We start from the raw sequence: 19,522 nt of genomic DNA on the forward strand, positions 1-19,522 counted from the left end.
CGACGTCGATGTGGCCAAATCAATCGAATTGACCCTCAAAGCAGTGCGGTCGTACCGCAGGTTGTCCCGGTCATGCCAACCTTGCGATGGATCTGACAACACGTGTGACCTGCGACTTCAGCCGGATCAGAGAAGGCGAGCCGTTTCCCATGCGGTCGGCGCGTCACGCTCTGACCTGATCCGAAAACCTGTGGCACCAACACAAAAGCCGCCCCAAAAGGAGCGGCTTGATTCACGCGATAAGGTAAAACTTAGCTCTGCTGTGTCGCAGGTTGTGCAGCCGCCGCGCCGCCGGGCGCTGCGCGGGTCTTGCCGCCGTTGAGCGGATCGTCCTGACGTTGCACGGATCCTTCGAAATGGGCGCCGGACTCGATCGCGATCGTCTTGTGGATGATATCCCCTTCGACGCGCGCGGTGGCGGTCAGGCGAACCTTCAGGCCACGAACACGACCGACGATACGACCGTTTACCACCACATCGTCGGCGATGACTTCGCCCTTGATGGTGGCGCTCTCGCCGATGGTCAGCAGGTGCGCACGGATGTCGCCCTCGACGGTGCCTTCGACTTGAACGTCGCCGGTTGTCTTGATGTTGCCAGTGATGTGCAGGTCAGCGGACAGCACGGATGCCGGCGGTTTCGCCTTCGGCGCGGAGGACGCCTTGTACTCGCCTGCGGACGATTTGGGCGATTCGGACACCGACGGCTTGGCCGCAGTATCGTTGCCGGGACCGGGTTCGTTGATTTTGCTCTTAGAAAACATCGTTCGCAGCCTTGATATAAGTCATCGGATTGACAGGATTACCGCCGACGCGGACCTCATAATGAAGATGGGTCCCGGTCGACCGTCCAGTGTTCCCCATATCACCGATGCGTTGCCCGCGCGAGACCCTTTGGCCGACCTTGACGCGAATTTTCGATTGGTGTGCATAGCGGGTTTCGATGCCGAACTCGTGCTGGATTTTGACCAGACGGCCATAGCCCGACGACCAGCCCGCGTGCACGACGACACCATCCGCGGTGGCGTAGATCGGCGTACCATGCGGCGCGGCGAAATCGGTACCCGCGTGCAGGCGGCCCCAGCGGCGACCAAACCCGGAGGTGAATCGGAACGGATCTTTCAGCGGCGAGGCGAAAGGCGCCTTTTGAGCGGCAATGCGATACAGGTTCAGCCGGTCCATCTGGTTCAGGATGCGGTTGGCCCGCAGGGTATCGGCGGAGGGCTCATCCCCACGGGTGGAGAAGGACAGCGGCGCCATCGGGCCACCCTGACCGGAGTAACCTTTGCGCACTTGGTTCAGGATGGTGTCCGGGTCCATGCCGGCTTTTTCGAACATCTTGTCGAGCGGCTTGACCGAGACGGTCATGGCATCTTCGAGCTGACGGAAAATCGTGTCGTTCTTGTCCTGCATCTGCTCGATCTCGGCCTGCATTTCTGCGGCGCGGATCAAGGACGCCTGGGCATCGGCAACCACCTGGTCACGTTCGGCGGCGGTGCGGGCGAGGGCATCGGACAGGATGTCCATGGTGCTGTCGTCCTGTGCGCCACCGGCCACTTCGACGTCTCCACCTTCGATCTGATCTTGCAGGTTGGTGAGTTGGTCGGAAAAGTTCTCGCGATCCTTCATCGTCTCGCGCAGCGTCGCCTGGATCACGTCAATCCCGGTTTCCAGCTCGCGGCGACGGGTTTCCGAATTCAGAAGCTCCGTCTGCATGGAGGAAATCTGCTTGAGCGCCGCGTTGAAGCGGTTTTGCGCCGCCAGCGCTTCTGCGGCGCGGCTGTCGCGTTCACCGGACAGCGCGTTGAGACGCTGCTGATAGGTGATCTGCTCTCGCTTTGCCTGTTCGCGGAAGTTGCCGGCGCCAATGGAATCCATCAGCAGGATGGCCGTTGCAATGGTGGTCCAGGACACAACCAGAACAGCCCCGGTAAAGGCCACCGCCTGCGTGCCCGACTTCAGCCGGATAAATCGCGTATCAGTGTCGGATCGGAGAAAAAGTCGGCGTTCCGGAAAGAATCGCTCTAGAATTGCATGTGTCTTGATTGCCAGACGAGTACGCACTCTGACCGTCCCTTTATTGTCCCCATTAAAGGCGAAAGGTCCCCCAACCCAGCCTCAAGGACAGGGCTTATCCACCGAGGGCAGTTGGCGCAACTTTTTTGGGCCAAGTGGACCGAGACACCGGCGAGTTGACGCCAAATGGGCGAAAATTCGCCGATTCTCAGCGGAATCAACGGGTTCGGTTAGGGGTATCTTCAGACAGCGGCCAATAGAAGTCTGGTGGCAAACCTGCTTCGGCGCGTTTTTCATCGTTGAACGGTGGTTTCAGTGCGCCTTTGAAATACCGTCGGACCAATCTGTGAAAGGCCTCTTTGGGGTCTTCATCATGGCGTCCGCACAGGAAGTGAAACCATTTCGACCCATAGGCGACATGGCCGACCTCCTCGGCGTAGATGGTGTTCAGCGCATCGACCACAGAGGTCGACTTGGCCTTCTCGAACAGGGCGATCATGCCCGGTGTGACGTCCAGCCCGCGCGCCTCCAGGACCATGGGCACCACGGCGAGCCGCCCCATGAAGTCATCCACCGTGTCCTCGGCGGCGCGCCACATTCCGGCATGGGCGGGCAGGGCCCCGTAATAGCTGTCCATCTCTTCGAGGCAGTCGCACATCAGGTTGAAGTGCTTGCTCTCTTCATCGGCGGCTTTGACCCAATCGTCGTAATATCCAAGCGGCATCTTAACATGGGCAAAGCGCGGGATGATGTCCCAATGCAGGTCAACGGCGTTCAGCTCGATATGCGCCACCGCGTGAATCAGCGCCAGCCGCCCCTGCGGGCTGCCGGGTTTCCGCTTTGGTACGTCGCGCGGGTTGAGCAGTTCGGGTTTTTCCGGCCGCGACGGGCGCAGCGGCGGCGTGGCCTCTCCCACGGGGAGGGGCGTGCCGGCCTTGCGGGCGGCGAACCATTGCGCGGCATAGTCTCGGGACTTCGCGGTTTTCTCGCGACCGTCTGCGGTGGTCAGAACATCCACCGCCATTTGGGAAAGCGTCATCATGCGGGCGATGTGCCACGGGCGCGGCGCGCAACGCAACGCCCATGTTGATACCGCTCCCCCATGACGGCTCACATGGCCCGCGCGGCCTCCAGAACCTCTTCGGCGTGGCCGGGCACTTTGACCTTGCGCCATTCCCGCATCACCTGACCCGCGCCATCGATCAGGAACGTCGACCGCTCGATGCCCATGAAGGTTTTGCCGTACATCTTCTTTTCCTTGAAGACACCCAGCCGCTCCGACAGGTCGCCGTCTTCGTCAGAGATTAGCGGCACGGTCAGATCCTTTTTCTTCATGAATTTTTCATGGCTGGCGATAGAATCCTTGGAAATGCCGAACACCTTCACACCCAATGCCTCGAACTCCGGGAGCAGCGCGGTGAAGGCTTCGTTTTCCTTCGTGCAGCCGGAAGTGTCATCGCGTGGATAAAAGAACAGCACGTACGCAGCCCCCTTCAGCGCGTCAGAGGAGACCTCGCCGTTGGTGGCGGGCAGGGTGAATGCGGGGGCCTCGAAAGGCGTCTGTTCGCTCATGCGTGTAAACCTTGCTTGAAGTGATCTATGATGGACGGCACAGCCGATGCATAACGGACAATAACGCGACAGGCACGGGCTTCCAGTGAGCGATGACACTCTGACAGAAAAACCACAAAAGCGGCGTGGACGCAGGGCTTTGCTCTGGGGCCTTGGCGTGCTGGTGGCCATGGCGGGTATTCTGGTCGCCGGCGGCTGGTACATGATCGGACGCGAGGTCGCGGCACCGCCCTGGCTGCGCGAAAAGATCGAACAGCGCATCGCGCAAAGCACACCTGGCATCGACATCGACTTTGGCCGGATGAGCCTTCGGGTCGAATCCGACGGTCTGGCGCGCGTCATCTTGTGGGATGTCGCGCTGCGCAACGATCTGGGCGTGCTGGTCGCTGAGGTCAACGACGTCGAGGCGGCGATTGCACCGGTGTCGCTTCTGAATCGGCAATGGCAATTGCGTGAAGCGCGTATTTCCGGTGCCTTCGTGACGTTGCAACGGGATGAGACAGGGCGCATCGGTCTTGCCCTCGGCGATGCCTTCGCAGCTGGAACCCAGGTGCCCGATATTGGCCAGATCATCGCGCAGATTGACCGGATGGCCGAGGACCCAAGGCTGGCGCAGCTCGATCTTTTTCAGGCGGATGCGCTGACCTTACGTTACGAGGATCTGCGCGCCGGTCGGGGCTGGACCGCTGACGGTGGCCGCTTGCGGGTGACGCGCGAACGTCAGGCGCTGCGCATCGCGGGCGATGTGGCGCTGCTGTCAGGCGGGGCAGGCGTGGCGACCGTGGAGCTCGCCGCCTCCAGCAAGATTGGCGAAACGGCAGTCGACTTCGGCATGACGCTGGACGGTCTGGCCTCCAACGACATCGCCACCCAAAGCCCGGCGCTCGCCTGGCTCGACGCTCTGGACGCCCCGATCTCCGGTAGCTTGCGCTCCTCGCTTGGCAGTGATGGCGCATTGGGTGAAATGCGGGCGACGCTGGAAATTGGCGCGGGGGTTTTGCAGCCGCGTCAGGAAACCACGCCGTTGAAATTCGACGAGGCGCGCACCGCCTTTGTCTACGATCCGCACGCCGGGCTGCTCCGCTTTGATGAGATCCGCGTCAGGTCGAACCTGCTTCAGGTCGAAGCCTCCGGTGTCACTCAGCTCGAAGGGCTCGAACAGGGATGGCTCAGTGGCATGACCGGGCAGTTTACCTTTGGTGACATCGCCGTGGCCAAAGGACCGATGATGGAGCGACCCATCGCGTTGTCGGGGGCCGAAGTCGCCTTTCGCCTTGGGCTAAAGCCGTTTCGCGTCGACCTTGGATCGTTGCGCATCACCGACCCGCAATTTCCGGTCACCGCAACCGGCTGGATCGAGGCCGCACCCGAAGGCTGGGCGGCGTCCGTCGACACTCAAGTGGCCCGCACGACCCCGCAACAGGTGCGCGATTTCTGGCCGGCCAAGCTGAATCCCAGGCCCCGGAAATGGGTGATGGAGAACCTGCTTGATGGCGAGGTCCGCGATGCAACCTTTGCGCTTCGGCTCGAACCCGGCATGCCCAAGCCAGACACCTTCCTCGACCTGAGTTTCATCGACGGACGCGTGACCTATGCGCCGGGTCTGCCCGAGGTCAGTGGCGGCGCTGGTCGCCTGACCATCTACGACGGGCGTCTGGGTTTGCGTCTGGATCGTGGTCACATCGACATGGGCGATGCGGGGGAGGTCGCGCTGGACGGCTCCGTCTTCGTGATCCCGGATCTGAAACAGCGCCCCGCCACCGGCCAGTTGGAGCTGATGGCCGAAGGCCCGCTGGAGGCTGTGCTGACCTATGTGGACAACGACAAATGGCGCGTTCTCAGCAAGGCGGGTCGCACACCGCAACTGGCCACCGGGCGGGCAACGGTGCGTGGCCGTGTGTCCATCCCCCTGCGCAAGGGGCTGACGTTCGCGGATACAGACCTCGCCTTGACTGGTCAGCTCTCTGACCTCGAAAGTGACAGCATCGTGCCCGGGCGGCGCCTGCGCGGCGAGGCGCTCGATGTGACGCTGAACAACGCCGCTTTGGCCGTGGCGGGTGGGGTAAGCTTTGATGGCATCCCCGCTGACGGGCAGTGGCGACAGACATTCGGCGGCGGTGGGTCTACCGTGACGGCAAAGGTCACGATCACACCCGACAGCCTTGCGACCCTTGGCATTCGCTTGCCCGATGGGATGCTGCGCGGCAAGGGTACCGGCGATCTGACGCTGACCTTGCCGCCGGGCGGCACGCCGCGTTTCGTGGTGGAAAGCGATTTGGCCGGTCTGGCACTGGCCATCCCCCAGATCGGCTGGTCCATGTCCTCCGGCACGCGCGGCAAGTTCCGCGTGGCGGGCCGCCTCGGGACACCGGTAGAAATCGACGAGATGACGCTGACAGGCGGCGGGCTGGACGCCGATGGCCGCGTGGTTCTGAACGCGGCTGGGGCCTTTGATCGGCTGGAGCTGACCCGCTTGCGTGTCGGCAAGTGGCTGGATGTGGCGGGGCGTCTGCGTGCGCGTGGACGGAACGCCGCCCCTGCGGTGGAGATCACCTCCGGCAAGGTCGATCTGCGCGACGCGCCCATCGGCTCCGGCGGCGCTGGCGGTGGCGGCACCACAGGCGGCGGCGCGCCGATCACGCTGGCGCTCGACAGCCTGCGCGTCACCAACACCATCGAGCTGCGCGCGTTCCGCGGCAACTTCGACACGACGGGCGGATTGTCAGGCAATTTCAGCGCACAACTCGGCGGCGAAGCACCCGTGGGGGGCGAGGTCGTGCCCCAGAACGGGGGCAGCGCCTTCCGCATCCGGGGCGAGGACGCGGGCGACATCCTGAAGGCCGCAGGCCTTCTCAAAACCGTGCAGGACGGCACCTTCAGTCTCGATCTGGCCCCTGTGCGCGGTCAGACGGGCAGCTTCGATGGCCTGCTCAAGGTCGCGGGCGCCCGGCTGCAAAAGGCGCCGACCATCGCCTCGCTTCTGGATGCGATCTCCGTCGTTGGGATTCTGGACCAACTCAACGGGCCGGGGATCTTCTTTTCCGATGTTGAGGCGCGCTTTCGCCTGACCCCCGGCCAGGTGATCCTGACACAAAGCAGCGCGGTCGGCCCGTCCATGGGTATTTCGCTGGACGGATACTACAATCTGACCTCCGGCGAGATGGACATGCAGGGCGTGCTCTCTCCGATTTACGTGGTGAATGCGGTTGGGCGGCTGTTCTCGCGAAAGGGCGAAGGGCTGATTGGCTTCAACTTCACCCTCGGCGGCACGGTGGCCGACCCGAGCGTTTCGGTGAACCCGCTTTCCGCCTTGACCCCGGGCATGTTCCGCGACATCTTCCGCCGCCCGCCACCAGAGCTGTAATGCTTTCTTTTTTCTCAAATTTCAAAAGGCTAGCCGATGAAGTTGAGCGATTTTGACTTTGATTTGCCAGAACGGCTGATCGCAACCCGTCCGGCGCGGCCGCGGACCTCGGCGCGTTTGCTGGTGGCGCAACGCGACGGGCTGACCGATGCGCGCGTGTCAGACCTTGCGCAATGGCTGCGGCCCGGTGACCGGCTCGTCCTGAACGACACCAAGGTTATCCCCGCACGCCTGTTCGGCACACGTCGCCGCATGTCAGAGCAGGGCGAAACCTCGGCCCAGATCGACGTGACCCTGCTGGAGCCTCGCGCCGACGGGATGTGGGCCGCGCTGCTCAAGCCGCTGAAAAAGGTCCGCGACGGCGAGGTGATCCGCTTTTCCGACAGCTTGTCCGCGACGGTCGAAGGGCGCGAAGACGGGCAGGGGCTGTTGCGCTTCAACCTTGTGGGCGAAGATTTTGACGCCGCGCTGAACGCCGCCGGGGCGATGCCGCTGCCACCCTATATTGCGGCCAAACGTCCCGCCGATGCGCAGGATCACGACGACTACCAGACCGTCTGGGCGCGCAATCGCGGCGCTGTTGCCGCGCCCACCGCGTCCTTGCATTTCGATGACGCGCTTTTGGCCGAGCTTTCAGCCATGGGCGTGACCTTCACCCATGTCACGCTGCATGTGGGCGCGGGCACCTTCCTGCCGGTGAAGGTCGAGGACGTGACCACCCACAAGATGCACGGCGAATGGGGCGAGGTCACGCCACAGGCCGCCTCCGAGATCGCCGCCACCAAGGCCGCAGGCGGGCGCGTGATCCCCGTCGGGACCACCGCTCTGCGCCTGATCGAAAGCGCGGCCCGGCAGGGAACGATTGCGCCCTTCGAGGGCGTCACCGACATCTTCATCTACCCCGGCTTCACATTTCATGTGTCTGACGCGCTGATGACCAACTTTCACCTGCCAAAGTCGACCCTGCTCATGCTGGTCTCGGCCTTGGTCGGGCAGGACCGTGTCCGCGAGATTTATGACCATGCGGTAACCAATGATTACCGATTTTTCTCGTATGGCGATGCATCCTTGCTGATCCCCTGAAATCGTCCCTCACGATGTCCGGCGGGCGGCGTTTTTCGCCGCGATTGGTCGCACATTGACATCGAATCGTGACATGGGTCGCATAGGGCCAACCGACAGCCGCCGCACTCCGGCAGGCTAGATAAAAGGAATTGACGCGATGTTAGGCGTTTTGGGAAATTCATGGGCGCTCCTGCTTGGGATGTTGCTCTTGATGGTTGGCAACGGTTTGCAGGGCTCCCTGCTGGGTGTGCGCGGGGCCGAGGCGGGCTTCTCCTCGGGGACCATGTCCATCGTGATGTCGGCCTACTTTGCCGGCTTCCTCTTTGCGTCGAAAATGGCGCCAGAATTGATCCGGCGCGTGGGACACGTCCGGGTCTTTGCTGCGCTCGGCTCGTTCATTTCCGCCGTGCTTATCTTGTTTCCGGCGTTGCAGCATCCGGCCGCCTGGGTGTTGGGGCGTCTGGTGCTCGGCTTTTGCTTTTGCGGCGTCTACGTGACCGCCGAAAGCTGGCTGAACAACACCGCCAGCAACGAGACGCGCGGGCAGACGCTGTCTGCTTACATGATCGTGCAAATGGCCGGGATCATTATCGCGCAGGGCTTGCTTTTGGTGCCTGACGTGTCTGGCTTCCTGCTCTTCATCATCCCATCCGTGCTGGTTTCCATATCGTTTGCGCCAATTCTGCTGTCGATTTCACCAACGCCGGCTTTTGAATCCACCAAGCGTATGACGCTCAAACAGCTTTACGCGATCTCTCCGCTGGGGATGGTGGGCATATTCTTGCTGGGCGGCGTGTTTGCCGCACAATTCGGCATGGCAGCGGTCTATGCGACCGAGGCCGGCATGACCCTCGTGCAGACATCCATCTTTATCGCGGCCTTCTACGTGGGCGCGCTCATCATGCAGTATCCGCTGGGCTGGATTTCCGACCGGGTCGACCGCCGCGGGCTTGTGCTGGTGGTGGCTGCCGGTGGCGCGGCCGCCGCGGTCATGGGTGTCATTGTCAGCAACTTCTGGATGATCTCGTTCGCCGCGCTCGTCATTGGTGGCGCGTCCAACCCCCTGTATTCATTGCTGATCGCCTACACCAATGACTTTATGGAGGTTGAAGATATGGCCGCTGCCTCCGCCGGTCTGTTGTTCATCAACGGTGTCGGCGCCATCACCGGCCCGCTGATTATCGGTTACGTCATGCAGTGGGCGGGACCGGCGGCCTTCTTCGCGCTGATTGCGGGTCTTCTGACAATGGTGTCTGCCTACGCCGCGTATCGGATGACACAGCGTCCGGCGCCTGATGTGGACCAGACCGGGGCCTATGCGCCGCTGGCACCGCAAAGCTCGCCAATGGCCATGGAGTTCGCGCAAGAATATTTCATAGATCAGGCTGAAGAGGACGAATAATTACGCCGGCACTCTTGCGTTTTTGTTAGAATGTGACAGGAATTGTGATTAGGCAGGGCAGAGACGCTGTGCGTAACGTGGTGCGACTGACGACAGGACCGCTCAGGAGGATGACATGGTGGGGCCGGAAGAAATTCTTGCGTTTTGGTTGGACGACGTCGGACCCGAGGGCTGGTACAAACAGGACGAAACGCTGGATGCCACAATCCGGGACCGCTTTGGAAAAACCTGGGAAGGGTTGATGCAGGGGCGGTTCGGCCTCTGGCTGACATATCCCTCCGGCGTTTTGGCCTACATCATCCTTGCGGACCAGTTCCCGCGCAACATGTTCCGGGGCGACGGCAAATCCTTTGCGTCGGACCAGATTGCGTTGGCCGCCGCCAAGCAGGCCATTCACCGCGGCTGGGATCTGAAAATCGACGAACCGTCGCGGCAGTTCTTTTACCTGCCGTTGATGCACGCTGAAAACCTGTGCGATCAGGACCGCTGTGTGCGCTTGATGAAAGAGCGGATGCCAGAGGGCGGGGACAGCAATTTGCTGCACGCCCGGGTCCACCGCGAAGTTATCCGCATGTTCGGACGCTTCCCCTATCGCAACGAGGCTTTGTCGCGGAAGACCACCCAGGCGGAGGCCGACTACATGGCGCAGGGCGGCTACGCCCAGACGCTGCGCGAGATGCAGGCAGAGCGGGAAGCTGCCTGACCGATCAGGGGCGGGGTCAACCCGCCCCGATGGGGTCCGAACAACCGAAAAGCGGTTGGGATTGGCGAAGATGCGGGCTAGCCTTGGGCCGGGAAACCGGCAGGGAGGGCCGCAATGCAAACCTATGATATGGTGGTGATCGGGGCTGGCCCTGGCGGCTATGTCTGCGCGATCCGTGGCGCGCAGCTTGGGCTGAAGGTGGCCGTTGTGGAACGTGAACACCTTGGCGGCATTTGTCTGAACTGGGGCTGCATCCCGACGAAGGCGTTGCTGCGCTCTGCAGAAGTTTTCCACCTGATGCACCGCGCGGCCGAGTTCGGGCTGAGCGCAGAAGGTCTGAATTTCGACCTCGACAAAGTGGTCAAACGCTCGCGCGGGATCGCAAGACAACTGAACTCTGGCGTTGGCCATTTGTTGAAAAAACACAAGGTGGACGTGATCATGGGCGCGGCGCGGCTGGATCGGCCGGGGCGCGTGCGCATTGATGACAAAGTGCTGGAGTCCAAGGCCATCGTGCTGGCCACAGGCGCACGCGCGCGCGAGCTGCCGGGCCTTGAGGCCGATGGCGACAAGGTCTGGACCTACAAACATGCGATGTCCCCGCCTCGGATGCCAAAGCGGCTTCTGGTGATCGGCTCCGGGGCGATCGGTATCGAATTTGCATCGTTTTACAACGCGTTGGGGGCTGACGTGACGGTGGTCGAAGTCATGGATCGCATCCTTCCGGTGGAGGATGCAGAGATTAGCGCCTTCGCCAGAAAACAATTTGAAAAGCAAGGCATGACCATCCTCGAAGGGGCCAAAGTTGCCGGTCTGGACCGCAGCGGTCCCGGTGTCGTGGCCAAGGTCGAGGTCGCCGGAGAAACGTCAAGCCTTGACGTGGACACGGTGATCTCCGCAGTTGGCATTGTCGGAAATGTAGAAGATCTGGGTCTCGACACCATGGGCATACGCGTCGAGCGCAGCCACGTGGTGACCGACGCCATGTGCCGCACGGGGGTGGAGGGCATTTACGCCATTGGCGACGTGGCCGGCGCCCCTTGGTTGGCGCATAAAGCCAGCCACGAGGGCGTCATGGTGGCAGAGCTGATCGCGGGTGGAACCCCGCACGCCTTGGACCCGGACACCATCGCCGGATGCACCTATTGCCAGCCGCAGGTGGCCTCTGTCGGGCTGACGGAGGCGCAGGCACGTGAAAAAGGCATCGACGTGAAGGTCGGTCGCTTTCCCTTTATAGGCAACGGCAAGGCCATCGCCTTGGGGGAGCCGGAGGGCATGGTGAAAACCGTGTTTGACGCGCGGACCGGCGCGCTGCTCGGCGCGCATATGGTGGGGGCCGACGTCACCGAGCTGATCCAGGGCTACGTTATCGGTCGCCAGCTTGAGACAACGGAGGAGGACCTGATGCAGACCATCTTCCCGCATCCGACCCTGTCAGAGATGATGCACGAATCCGTTCTGGACGCATGGGACCGAGCCATCCATTTCTGAACCCCGACCTAGGCCTTGGCGCCTTGCAGGCTGTCGATCATGTCGTGGACCTTCGGGGCGATCCAGTCCCACAGCGCGGGGGCGCCTGCTGCGATCTTTGAGCCAACGGCCCTGTCGAACGTATCGCGCGTCACGTTGTATTCGACCCATGACCCGCCGCCAGAGGCCAGGTTCTGGTTTGGCGGGTTGAAGCGGTCGAGCGATTTGGCAAAGCGCGCCTCGGGGCTCTCATTCGCCTCGAACTCGGACCAAAGCGCGCGCAACGGTTGCCCTTCCTCTCCGAGCAGGCCGAAAAGACGGTCAGCCGCTGCGATTTCGGCGGCCTCGACAGCGGCGGTATCAACCGCGCCAAAGACCGGAACGTCGCCCGCGTCGATTTCCACAAGATCGTGCAGCAGAAGCATGGTGATGACCTTGGCGGCATCGATGGGCTGCGGCGCATGTTCGGACAGGATCAGGGCATACAGCGCCACATGCCAGGAATGTTCGGCACTGTTTTCACGCCGCGCGCCTTTCAGCACGAGCGTGGCGCGGTTGACCCGCTTGAGCCGGTCAGCCTCTGCCAGAAAGGCGAGGCGGTTGTTCAGCGGCCCAGCGGCTGGCGCCTCACCGGCCATGAGAGCGCGTGTATGCGCGTCCAGAGCGGGCCAATCTTGGGCCATGCGCCGTGCACGGCCTTCGGTCAGCGTATGTCCGGCGATTTCGGGGTGGTCAGCGTGCCATTCGGGCGCGCAAAAGACCTGCAAGATCGGCTGCATGTGATCGACGCGCTTGGCAAACACAGCTGTGGGGGTGGCGTTCTCCTCGAACTCCTGCCAAAGCGCGTGTAGATGTGCGCCCTGGTCCGGCGGTAACAGCCCGAACAGGCGCACCGCAGCGGCGTTTTCCTTGCGGGCGATCTCATGCGGGTCATGCGCCACGGCGACGGAGTGGTCACCCGCGTCAATTTCCACAATGTCATGGATCAAAAGCATGGCGATGGCGCGGCTCAGGTCACAGCCCTCGGGCATATCCGGCGCAAGGATCAGCGCCCAGAGCGCCACATGCCAGCTGTGTTCGGCCACGTTTTCGGGTCGCGACAGATCGAGCAGCACGTTATGACGTTCCACACCCTTGAGCGCGTCAGCCTCGCCAAGAAAGGTCATTTGCCGGTCAAGCCGGCGCAAGTCAGTGGGCTCAGTCATACCGGATCTCACAGGTGTTCGTTGTCGACGCCGGGGGCAATGGCGGTGGGGATGGCCTCACCCTTTTTCTTTGCCTCCAGCGCACGTTGCACATGGTCGGTCAGAAAGCTTCGGGCGCGACGCTCCGCCAGCCGGATACGCACCGCAGCGCGAAAGATCTCTTCGGAGGAGGGGGAAGATGCGCCCAGAACCGCTGCGACCTGATCGGGCAGGTTTTCATCACCCAGCGCATCCATTGCCTTGATGACATCCTGGGCAAGCTTGTCGGCAAGCTCATCGACTACAGACATGGCGGTCTCCGGTCACGGCTGACGCCGGGATGGCGTCAGCACAATGCTGGTCTGCCCGCGCTTTTAGCGGGAGTTTTCGGTCAAACGGCGCTTCACATACCCGCTCACGGAATCGATCATGTGTTCCATGTGCGGCTCTTCAAAGAAGTGGCCTGAGCCTTCGACTTCTTCGTGCGTGACGGTGATGCCCTTTTGTTCGTGCAGCTTGTTCACCAAGGCGCGGGTGTCCACGGGCGGGGCCACGCGATCGGCGGCACCGTTGATCACCAGGCCGGAGGCCGGGCAGGGCGCCAGGAAGGAAAAGTCGTACATGTTCGCCGGGGGCGACACAGAGACAAAGCCGGTGATCTCCGGGCGACGCATCAACAGCTGCATCCCGATCCACGCCCCGAACGAGAAGCCCGCGACCCAGCAGTGCTTTGAGTTCTGGTTCATCGACTGCAGATAATCGAGCGCGGACGCCGCGTCAGACAGCTCACCGACGCCTTGGTCGTATTCGCCCTGCGACCGGCCGACGCCGCGGAAATTGAACCGCAGGACCGTAAAGCCCATGTTATAAAAGGCATAATGCAGGTTGTAGACCACCTTGTTGTTCATCGTCCCGCCGAACTGAGGGTGCGGGTGCAAAACGATGGCGATCGGTGCATCGCGGTCTTTTTGCGGGTGGTAGCGGCCTTCGAGACGACCTTCGGGTCCTGGAAAAATGACCTCGGGCATGGGTGCGCGCGGCTCCTGAAATTGGTGCGCCTCAAGGGGCGGTGCGATCGGGACCGGGAAATCTTGACGAGTTCACTCGGCTACTTTAGAAGCGTTCCAAAGAGGGCCATGCGGCCGGAACGGGCTTTGGTGCAGATATGCCTTTGCGCGGGCGAGGTCAATTGGCCCGCACGTCTGTGTCATGTTTCGAGCGGTTTGCGTGTCAGCGATGCTACGGGCGCGTGAGGGCGCAGGGGGAGACGGAATGAAACTAAGCACGAAGGGCCGCTACGCGATGGTGGCGCTGGTCGATATCGCTTTGCAGCCTGCCGACACGCTTGTGACGCTTGGCGACGTGTCGAAGCGGCAGGATTTGTCATTGCCCTATCTGGAACAACTGTTCGTCAAACTGCGGCGCGCCGGGTTGGTGGAGTCGGTGCGCGGTCCGGGCGGCGGCTACCGTCTGGCGCGCCCAACCTCGGAGATTCGCGTGGTCGAGGTGCTCGGCGCGGTAGATGAAACTGTCGACGCCATGCACAAGGGCGCAGGGGCGTCCGGCGGTCTCAGCGGGTCCAAGGCCCAGTCGATGTCCAACCGCCTGTGGCAATCGCTGTCGGCGCATGTCTACGTTTTCCTGCACCAGACCCGCCTGTCGGACGTGGTCGATGCCGGGCTTGTGCCCTGTCCCGCCGTTCCCGCGTTGTTTGATGTCGTCCAGGAAGACGGGTAAGGCGTGGCGTCTTGACGATGGGTCTTCGGATGCGCGGTGCCCGCGGGATTTTTGAGTATTTGTGAAAGCAGAAAACAGGGGCGTGGCGCGTTCCGGAGATAAGAGAATTGAAACGGGTTTACTTCGATCACAATGCAACCACGCCGCTGAGGGCTGAGGCACGCGCGGCCATGCTTGCGGCTATGGATGTGGTGGGCAACCCGTCGTCGGTGCATGCCGAAGGACGCGAAGCGAAGTCACTCGTCGAGCGCGCGCGCGCACAGGTCGCGGCGCTGGTGGGCTGCAAGGTCAATCAGGTCATTTTTACCGGCTCCGCGACGGAGGCTGCGGCGTTGGCCGTGGCGCAAAAGGCGCGACATGGCGGACGGTTCGGGGCCTTGGAAACAGAACATGACGCGGTGCATGTGTGGAGCGATACGCCGCTTCCCGCCATCAATGACCGTGATGGTCAGTTCGATGAGGCCGCATTTGGCGAAATCATGAACTGGATCACGCAAGGCGGCCCGACAGAGTGGTCAGCCGATCATGGCCGTGTTGCCTTGCTGGCGATTTCGGGCGCAAACAGTGAAACCGGCATCATGGCAAAGAACGGTACCGTGGTGCCGAGCGGTCGGGTGAACGCCTCACATGCCGGATCTTTACCATATTCGGTGCTGTGCGATGTCACGCAAATGGCTGGCAAAGTGCCGATAGTTTATGATGCAGAGACGCCGTCCTATATGATCCTCTCGGCGCACAAGCTTGGTGGACCAAAGGGCGTCGGCGCACTGATCAATTTCACGGCCGACGACCCGGAGGCGATGCTGAAGGGCGGTGGTCAGGAAATGGGCAGACGCTCGGGCACCGAAAACACCATCGGCATCGCCGGATTCGGCGCCGCGGCAGAGGCTGCCGCCCGCGATATCGCGGAAGATCGCTGGGCGCAGACCGAGAAACTTAGAAACATTCTAGAAAACGAGATTGCAGATACGGCGAAAGAGACTATTTTTGTCGGGAAGGGCGCGCGGCGGTTGCCGAACACCTCGTGCTTTGCCACGCGGGGATGGAAGGGCGAAACCCAGGTCATGCAAATGGACCTTTCGGGTTTTGCCGTCAGCGCCGGATCGGCCTGTTCTTCAGGTAAGGTCCGGGCCAGCCGCGTGTTGCGCGCCATGGGATACGGCGATGACATCGCCAGTTCCGCCATCCGGGTCAGCCTGGGGCTGGACACGACTGAAGACGATGTGTCGCGCTTTGTCGAAGCGTGGCGAAAGAAATACCAGCGGTTCCGCGAACGAGCCGCATGAGAGAGGAAACGCGCATGTCCATGACCGAAGACGTCAACGTCAAGGAAGGGGTCGACCAGCAAACGGTCGATGCCGTCAAGGATGTCTCCACCTATAAATACGGCTGGAACACCGATATCGAGATGGAATACGCACCGAAGGGGCTGACCCCTGACATCGTGCGCCTGATCTCTGAGAAGAACGAAGAGCCGGAGTGGATGACCGAATGGCGTCTGCAAGCCTACGAGCGTTGGCTCCAGAAGGAAGAGCCCACATGGGCCATGGTCGATTATCCGAAAATCGACTTTCAGAACCAGTATTACTATGCCCGCCCCAAGAGCATGGCAGAGAAGCCGAAGTCGCTTGACGACGTCGACCCCAAGCTGCTGGAAACCTACAAGAAACTTGGTATCCCGCTGAAGGAGCAAATGGTCCTTGCAGGCGTCGAAGGGGCAGACGCTGCTCCGGCCGAGGCCAAGGAAGGTGAGCGTCGCGTTGCGGTTGATGCGGTGTTCGATTCCGTCTCCGTCGGGACGACCTTCCAGAAGGAGCTGCGCGCAGCAGGCGTGATCTTCTGCTCGATCTCCGAGGCGATCCGCGAGCATCCCGAGCTTGTGAAGAAATACCTCGGCTCGGTCGTTCCCGTGTCGGACAACTTCTACGCGACGCTGAACTCTGCGGTGTTCTCCGATGGCTCGTTCGTCTACGTGCCGCCGGGTGTGCGCTGCCCGATGGAGCTGTCCACCTACTTCCGCATCAACGCCGAAAACACCGGCCAGTTCGAGCGGACGCTGATCATCGCGGACAAGGGCAGCTACGTGTCCTACCTCGAAGGCTGCACCGCGCCGCAGCGCGACACCTCACAGCTGCACGCCGCCGTCGTCGAGATCATCGTCGAAGAAGACGCCGAGGTGAAGTATTCCACCGTTCAGAACTGGTATCCCGGTGACGAGAACGGCAAGGGCGGCATCTACAACTTTGTGACCAAGCGCGCGGATTGCCGCGGCGACCGGGCCAAGGTCATGTGGACCCAGGTGGAAACCGGCTCCGCGGTGACGTGGAAGTACCCCTCCTGCATCCTGCGCGGCGAGGAAAGCCAGGGCGAGTTCTACTCCATCGCCATCGCGAACAACCACCAGCAGGCCGACACCGGCACGAAGATGGTTCACCTGGGCAAGAACACGCGCTCGCGCATTGTGTCCAAGGGCATCTCCGCAGGCGTGGCGCAGAACACCTATCGCGGTCTGGTGTCGATGCACCCAAAGGCCAAGGACTCGCGCAACTATACCCAGTGTGACTCGCTGCTGATCGGCGACAAATGCGGGGCGCACACGGTGCCGTACATCGAGGTAAAGAACAACTCGAGCCGGGTGGAACACGAGGCCACCACCTCCAAGGTGGATGACGACCAGCTGTTCTACTGCCGCCAGCGCGGCATGGACGAGGAAGAGGCCGTCGCGCTTGTTGTCAACGGGTTCTGCCGCGAAGTGCTGCAGGCGCTGCCGATGGAATTTGCCATGGAAGCGCAACAGCTTGTGGCGATCTCGCTCGAAGGGTCCGTGGGCTGACGCCTTTGGCAGGTCGGGGCCACACCCGACCTGCACCACTGCAAGCAGAAGGACGATCACTATGGGGGGACCTTTGGAATTGCCGAAACCCGGTGGCGCGGCCAGCGACTACTTTGACGTGACAGAAGCACTCGAGGCTTTGACGTCAGGTGAGGCAATGACATTCCCTCCCATGCAGGCGACCCGTGCGCGGATCGGTGATCGCGATTTATCGTTTTTCACGAACTACCACGCGGATCCTATTCAAAAGGCCCACCGAAAAGGTCTTTTTTACGAACAGGAGGATCTGTCCGAACTGGCAAAGCTCCTTCCCGATGCGCCGCGTGTCTTGGACGTCGGGGCCAACGTGGGCAACCATTCGCTGTTCTTTGCCACGCAGTGCGGCGCGCAAAGGGTCGTGGTGATCGAACCAAACCCTTTGGCGCTCGCGCCGCTGGTGGCAAATATCGTCTTCAACCAGCTGACTGACGTGATCGGGATGGAGGCCCTCGGGGTCGGCCTTGGCGCGAAATCCGAGGGTGGTTTGTTCATGCGCACGCGCGCCCGCAACCTCGGTGGGACCAAGATGAAACGAGGCAAGGACGGGACACTCGAAGTCCACGCCGGCGATGCTCTTTTCGCGGATGAAACATTCGACCTTATCAAGGTCGATGTGGAAGGCATGGAAATGGACGTGTTGGCAGGCCTCGCTCAGACGATTGATCGCTGCCGTCCGCTACTTTTTGTCGAAGTCGATGACCAGAACACTGCGGCGTTCAAAAGCTGGTGCGACGTGAATGGCTACGTCACCCGCTACGAACAGCGCCGGTACAAGACGAATATGAATTTCATTGTCGCCCCTGCGGGAGCCCTCTCATGATTGTGACCACAACACCAAACGTCGAAGGCCACCTGATCGCCGAATACAAGGGCATCGTGGTGGGGGAGGCCATTCTGGGCGCAAACGTGTTCCGCGATATGTTTGCCGGGATCACGGATATCATCGGCGGCCGCTCCGGTGCCTACGAGGCATCGCTGGGCGAGGCGCGCGAAACCGCGCTGAAAGAGCTGGAGCAGCGTGCACGGGACGCAGGCGCCAATGCAGTCGTGGGCGTGGACCTTGATTACGAGGTGATCAACAACATGCTGATGGTTTCGGCCTCCGGAACAGCAGTGGTATTGGGCTGATCTTTTGGTTAGGGCGTTTGGGCTTAAACGGGACGTGATCTTGTCAGATTTCGGAAAATCTTGGGCGACTGCCACAATGTTGCCACTGTTTCGGCTTAAACGAACCCTGCGTGGGGGGGCGTTTCCGAGAGGGTGCCGACATGCATGGATCAATGGCCCAAGAAGACACTATATATCCGCAAAGCTCCGACTGGAACGCGATGCGCACGCAGGAGAAATCCTTGCGCGCGGCCATCCTGTCGTCCGAGATCTACGAACAAGCGCCACAGCCACGCGGCCTTCGGCTTTGGCTGCCGGGCATCGTCGGCGTCACCGTGCTGGTGACAACGACGGTCGTGCTGGGCGCGGGCGTCTTCAGCTGACAGCCCTGTGGCTCCTCCCCGTGAGGAGGGCCGCATGACACTGACCAAGACCCTCAAACGACCAGAACTGACCTTGCCTGACGCAGAGGCCGCGCTTGTGCGCAACGCTTACGCGCGGGCGGAGGTCATCCTCGAATATGGCTCCGGCGGGTCCACCGTAATGGCCGCCGAGATGCCGGGCAAATCTGTCTTCAGCGTGGAATCCGACCGCGACTGGGCACAGATGATGCGCGACTGGTTCGCCGCAAACCCGCCCGCTCAGGGCACCGATCTGGATGTCATCTGGTCCGACATCGGCGCAACCAAGGAGTGGGGTCACCCCGTCGATCACACCGAGTGGCGTCGCTTTGCACGCTATCCGCTGGACGTTTGGGGCATGTCCCACTTTCGCCAGCCCGATGTGGTTCTGGTGGACGGACGGTTCCGCGAAGGCTGCGCCCTGGCCTGCGCTTTTATGTCGAAGGCCCCTGTCGAGCTGCTCTTCGATGATTATGTCCAACGCAATCAGTATCACAAGGTCGAGGACATCCTCGGCCCTCCCGAAATCACCGGGCGCATGGCGCATTGGCATGTCACCCCGCAACCCATCCCGCCGGATCGCCTGATGTGGATCATCAGGTTGATGCAGAACCCCTGACCGGCAAATGACA

The 19,522-nt window shown here is 61.8% G+C and carries 19 protein-coding genes; 12 read left to right on the forward strand and 7 right to left on the reverse strand.

Annotated elements, in window-relative coordinates; translation table 11 throughout:
- Positions 1-251 precede the first annotated feature (251 nt).
- The 4 genes from GGQ68_RS14905 to GGQ68_RS14920 form a co-directional block, all read right to left on the reverse strand.
- Positions 252-761 carry a bactofilin family protein gene (locus tag GGQ68_RS14905; protein WP_183967349.1) on the reverse strand — a complete coding sequence of 170 codons (510 nt, stop codon included), beginning with the start codon at positions 759-761 and terminating at the stop codon, positions 252-254.
- Positions 751-2,061, reverse strand: coding sequence for a DUF5930 domain-containing protein (locus tag GGQ68_RS14910; RefSeq protein ID WP_183967351.1), 1,311 nt, complete (start codon positions 2,059-2,061; stop codon positions 751-753). The genes GGQ68_RS14905 and GGQ68_RS14910 overlap by 11 nt, the downstream gene beginning before the upstream one ends.
- 169 nt (positions 2,062-2,230) lie before the next feature.
- Positions 2,231-3,055 carry a ferritin-like domain-containing protein gene (locus tag GGQ68_RS14915; RefSeq protein WP_183967353.1) on the reverse strand — a complete coding sequence of 275 codons (825 nt, stop codon included), beginning with the start codon at positions 3,053-3,055 and terminating at the stop codon, positions 2,231-2,233.
- Between the two features lie 68 nt (positions 3,056-3,123).
- Positions 3,124-3,585 carry a peroxiredoxin gene (locus GGQ68_RS14920; protein ID WP_183967355.1) on the reverse strand — a complete coding sequence of 154 codons (462 nt, stop codon included), beginning with the start codon at positions 3,583-3,585 and terminating at the stop codon, positions 3,124-3,126.
- Positions 3,586-3,670: 85 nt separating this feature from the next.
- Between GGQ68_RS14920 and GGQ68_RS14925 the strand changes: the two genes are divergently transcribed.
- The 5 genes from GGQ68_RS14925 to lpdA all read left to right on the forward strand — a co-directional run bounded on the left by GGQ68_RS14925 (position 3,671) and on the right by lpdA (position 11,610).
- Positions 3,671-6,949 (forward strand): YhdP family protein, encoded by a 3,279-nt coding sequence (locus GGQ68_RS14925; RefSeq protein WP_343055949.1) that lies wholly within the window; start codon positions 3,671-3,673, stop codon positions 6,947-6,949.
- A gap of 36 nt (positions 6,950-6,985) precedes the next feature.
- Positions 6,986-8,032: a tRNA preQ1(34) S-adenosylmethionine ribosyltransferase-isomerase QueA gene (gene queA, locus GGQ68_RS14930; protein WP_183967357.1), complete on the forward strand. Its 1,047-nt coding sequence runs from the start codon at positions 6,986-6,988 to the stop codon at positions 8,030-8,032.
- A gap of 139 nt (positions 8,033-8,171) precedes the next feature.
- A complete protein-coding gene (locus GGQ68_RS14935; RefSeq protein ID WP_183967359.1) occupies positions 8,172-9,416 on the forward strand; it encodes an MFS transporter in 1,245 nt (414 codons plus the stop codon).
- 115 nt (positions 9,417-9,531) lie between these two features.
- On the forward strand, positions 9,532-10,119 hold the full coding sequence (locus GGQ68_RS14940; RefSeq protein ID WP_183967361.1) for a DUF924 family protein: 588 nt from the start codon (positions 9,532-9,534) through the stop codon (positions 10,117-10,119).
- Positions 10,120-10,233: 114 nt separating this feature from the next.
- The gene (gene lpdA / locus GGQ68_RS14945) at positions 10,234-11,610 is read left to right on the forward strand and encodes a dihydrolipoyl dehydrogenase (protein WP_183967363.1); all 1,377 of its coding nucleotides are present in this window, start codon (positions 10,234-10,236) and stop codon (positions 11,608-11,610) included.
- Between the two features lie 8 nt (positions 11,611-11,618).
- On the opposite strand, the gene GGQ68_RS14950 is transcribed toward lpdA, so the two are convergent.
- The 3 genes from GGQ68_RS14950 to GGQ68_RS14960 all read right to left on the reverse strand — a co-directional run bounded on the left by GGQ68_RS14950 (position 11,619) and on the right by GGQ68_RS14960 (position 13,801).
- Positions 11,619-12,794 carry an HD domain-containing protein gene (locus tag GGQ68_RS14950; RefSeq protein ID WP_183967365.1) on the reverse strand — a complete coding sequence of 392 codons (1,176 nt, stop codon included), beginning with the start codon at positions 12,792-12,794 and terminating at the stop codon, positions 11,619-11,621.
- 8 nt (positions 12,795-12,802) lie between these two features.
- Positions 12,803-13,084 carry a hypothetical protein gene (locus GGQ68_RS14955; protein WP_183967367.1) on the reverse strand — a complete coding sequence of 94 codons (282 nt, stop codon included), beginning with the start codon at positions 13,082-13,084 and terminating at the stop codon, positions 12,803-12,805.
- A 63-nt stretch (positions 13,085-13,147) separates the two neighbouring features.
- Complete coding sequence (locus tag GGQ68_RS14960; RefSeq protein ID WP_183967369.1) at positions 13,148-13,801, reverse strand: alpha/beta hydrolase; 654 nt, start codon at positions 13,799-13,801, stop codon at positions 13,148-13,150.
- Positions 13,802-14,045: 244 nt separating this feature from the next.
- Here GGQ68_RS14960 and iscR point away from each other — a divergent pair, with 244 nt between their 5' ends.
- The 7 genes from iscR (at position 14,046) to GGQ68_RS14995 (ending at position 19,509) form a co-directional block, all read left to right on the forward strand.
- Positions 14,046-14,510 (forward strand): Fe-S cluster assembly transcriptional regulator IscR, encoded by a 465-nt coding sequence (iscR, locus tag GGQ68_RS14965; protein WP_183967371.1) that lies wholly within the window; start codon positions 14,046-14,048, stop codon positions 14,508-14,510.
- A 107-nt stretch (positions 14,511-14,617) separates the two neighbouring features.
- Complete coding sequence (locus tag GGQ68_RS14970) at positions 14,618-15,796, forward strand: cysteine desulfurase family protein (protein WP_183967373.1); 1,179 nt, start codon at positions 14,618-14,620, stop codon at positions 15,794-15,796.
- A gap of 14 nt (positions 15,797-15,810) precedes the next feature.
- Positions 15,811-17,343, forward strand: coding sequence for a Fe-S cluster assembly protein SufB (gene sufB / locus GGQ68_RS14975; RefSeq protein WP_183967375.1), 1,533 nt, complete (start codon positions 15,811-15,813; stop codon positions 17,341-17,343).
- Positions 17,344-17,404: 61 nt separating this feature from the next.
- Positions 17,405-18,202, forward strand: a complete 798-nt coding sequence (locus GGQ68_RS14980) for an FkbM family methyltransferase (protein WP_183967377.1) — start codon at positions 17,405-17,407, stop codon at positions 18,200-18,202.
- Positions 18,199-18,510, forward strand: a complete 312-nt coding sequence (locus GGQ68_RS14985) for a heavy metal-binding domain-containing protein (protein WP_183967379.1) — start codon at positions 18,199-18,201, stop codon at positions 18,508-18,510. The genes GGQ68_RS14980 and GGQ68_RS14985 overlap by 4 nt, the downstream gene beginning before the upstream one ends.
- Positions 18,511-18,662: 152 nt before the next feature.
- Positions 18,663-18,872 carry a hypothetical protein gene (locus tag GGQ68_RS14990; protein ID WP_183967381.1) on the forward strand — a complete coding sequence of 70 codons (210 nt, stop codon included), beginning with the start codon at positions 18,663-18,665 and terminating at the stop codon, positions 18,870-18,872.
- A gap of 34 nt (positions 18,873-18,906) precedes the next feature.
- Positions 18,907-19,509 carry a hypothetical protein gene (locus GGQ68_RS14995; protein ID WP_183967382.1) on the forward strand — a complete coding sequence of 201 codons (603 nt, stop codon included), beginning with the start codon at positions 18,907-18,909 and terminating at the stop codon, positions 19,507-19,509.
- Positions 19,510-19,522 lie beyond the last annotated feature (13 nt).

Origin of the sequence: Sagittula marina (genome assembly GCF_014196795.1) — a bacterium.
In the GTDB taxonomy this organism is placed as follows: Bacteria; Pseudomonadota; Alphaproteobacteria; order Rhodobacterales; family Rhodobacteraceae; genus Sagittula; species Sagittula marina.